The organism is Saccharothrix hoggarensis, assembly GCF_042678885.1.
Classification (GTDB): Bacteria; Actinomycetota; Actinomycetes; order Mycobacteriales; family Pseudonocardiaceae; genus Actinosynnema; species Actinosynnema hoggarensis.
Window position 1 is genome coordinate 1 of record NZ_JBHTLK010000394.1, and the last position, 3,480, is coordinate 3,480.

1 protein-coding gene and 1 pseudogene are annotated in these 3,480 nt (G+C 75.8%); both read left to right on the top strand.

Annotated features, from left to right (window positions below; translation table 11 throughout):
• A pseudogene (locus tag ACFQ3T_RS35370) lies at window positions 1–1,561 on the top strand (hypothetical protein); the annotation flags it as partial.
• On the top strand, window positions 1,558–3,360 hold the full coding sequence (locus tag ACFQ3T_RS35375; RefSeq protein ID WP_380730299.1) for a type VII secretion-associated protein: 1,803 nt from the start codon (window positions 1,558–1,560) through the stop codon (window positions 3,358–3,360). The pseudogene ACFQ3T_RS35370 and the gene ACFQ3T_RS35375, both read left to right, overlap by 4 nt.
• The last annotated feature ends 120 nt before the right edge of the window (window positions 3,361–3,480 follow it).

Here is a 3,480-nt window from a genome sequence, read left to right on the forward strand (position 1 = left end):
CGCACGCCGGTCGCTGCCGCTGGCCACGCTGGCCGCCCGGCTCGCCGACGAGCGCCGCAGGCTCGACGAGCTGGCCGCGGGAGACCTGGAGGTCCGGGCCAGCCTGGCGCTGAGCTACGAGGCGCTGCCGCCGGACGCGGCGCTGGCGTTCCGCAGGCTGGGCCTGCTCGGCGCGTCCGACGTGGCGTCCTGGGTGGTTCGGGCGCTGACCGGGCTGGACGACGTGGAGCCGGTGGTGGAGCGGCTGGTCGAGGCCAACCTCCTGGAGGAGGTGGGCCGTGACGCCACCGGCGAGCCGCGGTACCGGCTGCACGACATCCTGGCCGTGTACGCCGCCGAGCTGGCCGCCGCCGACGAGGGCGGCACGGCGGCCCTGCGCGACTACCTCGCCGCGCTGACGGCGCTGGCGGACGCCGCGTGCCGGCGGCTGACCGTCACCGTCGACGAGGTCCCGCTGGACCGGGTCGAGCCGTCGGACGCGCTCACGCCGCGGGAGGTCGCGCGGCTGACCGCGGACGGCGTCAAGTGGCTGCTGATCGAGCAGGTCCAGCTGGAGCGCGCGATCGAGACGGCGAGCCGCCGCGGCTGGGGCGTGGTGGCCACGGACCTCTTCCTGCGCACCATGAGGTACCTCGACGTCTACATCCCGCACGACCGGGTGGTGGAGCTGGCGGGCCTGGCCCGCGACGCCGTGCGCGCCGACGGCGAAGCCGCCCTGGCGTGGCGGATGGAGTACCACCGCGCGCTGCAGCTGCTGAAGAGGTCGATCGAGGACGACGTGCTGCGCGTGCTGGAGGAGTGCGTCGACGGCTACCACCGGCACGGCGACCCGGTCGGCGAGGCGCTCGCCCTCGCCACGCTCGCGCACTACCGCCACATGCAGGGCCGGGAGCCGGCGCTCGACCTGGGCCGCCGGGCCGTCGCGGTGGCCCGCCGCAGCGGCTCCCGGACGGCGTACTGCTCGGCCGTGCGGGAACTCGCCCTGCTGCTCGGCGAGTCCGGGCACTACGAGGAGTCGTTGGCCTACTTCGACGAGGCGCTGGCGATCTGCCGCGACCTCGGGCTCACGCTGCCCGAGGTGCAGGTGCACTACGGCGTCGCCCGGTGCGCGCTGGACAACGACGACCTGGACCGCGCGGTGGCGGCGGCGGCGCGGGCGATGGAGCTGCTCGACCTGATCGACGACCCCCGCGGCGCCGGCTACGTCACGAGCCTCGCCGGCCGGGTCGCGGTGGCCGCCGGCGACCACGCCGAGGGCGTGCGGCTCGCGGCGGGGGCGTACCGGCAGTTCGTCGAGATCGGCGAGGCCATCGGCGCGGCGAACGCGGTCGCGTCGATGGCCGAGGGGTACCTGGCGCTGGACCGGCCCGAGGACGCGGTGCGCGTGCTGGAACCGGCCCTGCGGGAGTACCGCGACGTCGGCGCCGCGCGGGCGGTCGAGCGCATGGAGGCCGCCTTCGACCGCGCCGCGGAGGCGATCGCGCGACCAGCCGACGGACCGTCGGCCTCGTGGGGTATGCATATGCAGGCCCGCCCCGGCCGACGAGGGGATGACGGATGAGCTTGCACGTGGCGGTGGACTTCGGCACGTCCAGCACCTGCGTCGCGATGTCCCTGCACGGCCGGGAACCGCAGGTCGTCGTGGTCGACGGTCAGCCGATCGTGCCCTCGGCGGTGTTCGCGGCGGCCGACGGCACGCTGTTCGTCGGCCAGGAGGCGGAGCGCCAGGCGGCCGTCGACCCGTCCCGCTACGAGCCGCACCCCAAGCGCCGCATCGACGAGGGCGAGCTGCTGCTCGGCACCAGCGTGCTGCCCGTGGTCGACGTCGTGCGGGCCGTGCTCACGCGCGCCGTGGACGAGGCGCGGCGCGTCGCCGGCGGCGCGCGGGTCGACCTGCTCGTCCTCACCCACCCCGCCGACTGGGGCGCGATCCGCACCCGCGTGCTGCTGCAGGCCGCGCGGGGCCTGGGCCAGGAGATCCGGCTGGTGCCCGAGCCGGTGGCCGCGGCCGTGTTCCACTCGGCGACCCACGCCATCCCGGACGGCGCCGCGCTCGCCGTGCTCGACCTGGGCGGCGGCACCGTCGACGCCAGCGTGGTCACCCGCCAGGGCAGCGCGTTCCGGGTGCCCGCGACCAAGGGCGACCCCGCGTTCGGCGGCGCGGACATCGACCAGGCGTTGCTGGAGCACATCGGCTCGCTGGTCGCGCCGGGCGACCCGGACGCGTGGCGGCAGCTCGTCGAGGGCCGCGAGATGGCCGACCGACGCAAGCGCCGGGTGCTGCGCCAGGACGTGCGCGGCGCGAAGGAGACGCTGTCCCGGCACGCCTACACCGACGTGCCGATGCCGCCGCCGTTCCCCGACGCCCACGTCACCCGGACCGACCTGGAACGCCTGATCGCCGCCCCGCTCACCCGGGCCGCCGCGCTGGTCGTGGCGGTGGTGCGCGACGCCGGGCTGGACCCGCGCGGGCTGGCCGGCGTGTTCCTGGTCGGCGGGTCGAGCCGCATCCCGCTGGTCGCCCGGCTGGTGCTGGAGCAGTCCGGCGTGGTGCCGACGAGCATCGACCAGCCGGAGACCGTGGTCGCGCGGGGCGCGCTGCGGGCGGTGAGCGCGGACCCGCTGCGCACCGGCGCGCTGCCGGCCGGCCAGGGCGACGTCACGCAGAAGCTCACCGGCGACCAGACCCGGAAGATCACCCGGCGGATCACGCCGCCGTCCGGGTTCCCGCAGCCGGGCTTCTTCCCCCAGCCGCCCCCTCCGCCTCCTCCGCCCCCGCGCAAGAGCAGGCTGCCGGTGCTCGTCATCGCCGTCGTCGCGGTGTGCGTGGTCGTCGGCGCGTCGGTGGCGTTCCTGCTCGCGCAGGGCGGCGGCGCGACCGGCGGGACGACGCCCACCGCCGCGACGACCACCCCGTCGGCCACCGCCGAGGGCCGCACCATCGCCCAGTACGACTACAGCTTCACCGCGCCGGTCGGCTGGCAGCAGACCGGAGGCGACGTCGAGACCCGCAAGGTGCTGATCAAGCCGGAGGCGCCGGAGTCGGAGCTGGACGTCATCGCGGTGGAGGAGCGCAAGCTCGACTACGACGCCACGCGGGACCGGGGACGGGCCGAGACCGAGTTGCGCGAGCAGTACGACCAGCGGTCGAACGTGTCCGACTTCGACCCTTCCGCGCGCTTCGCGGACAAGGATGTCGTTTACTACCGGGAAGTGGCGGGCCCGGCCATCATCGACTGGTACGTCCTGTTCCAGGACGACGTCCAGGTCAGCGTCGGGTGCCAGTACCCGGAGGACGGGCCCGACCGGGTCCGCGCCGCGTGCGGGCACGTCGTCCGCACGCTGACCGTGACCAGCTGACTGTGGGGAATGTGATGACCGGCATCCCGGAGGCCTTCGCCCGGTTCCGCTCCGACCTCGACGCCGCGGTGACCCGGGGCCGGCGCGCGGCGGCCGCCGCCGGCGCGCGGACGGCGGCCC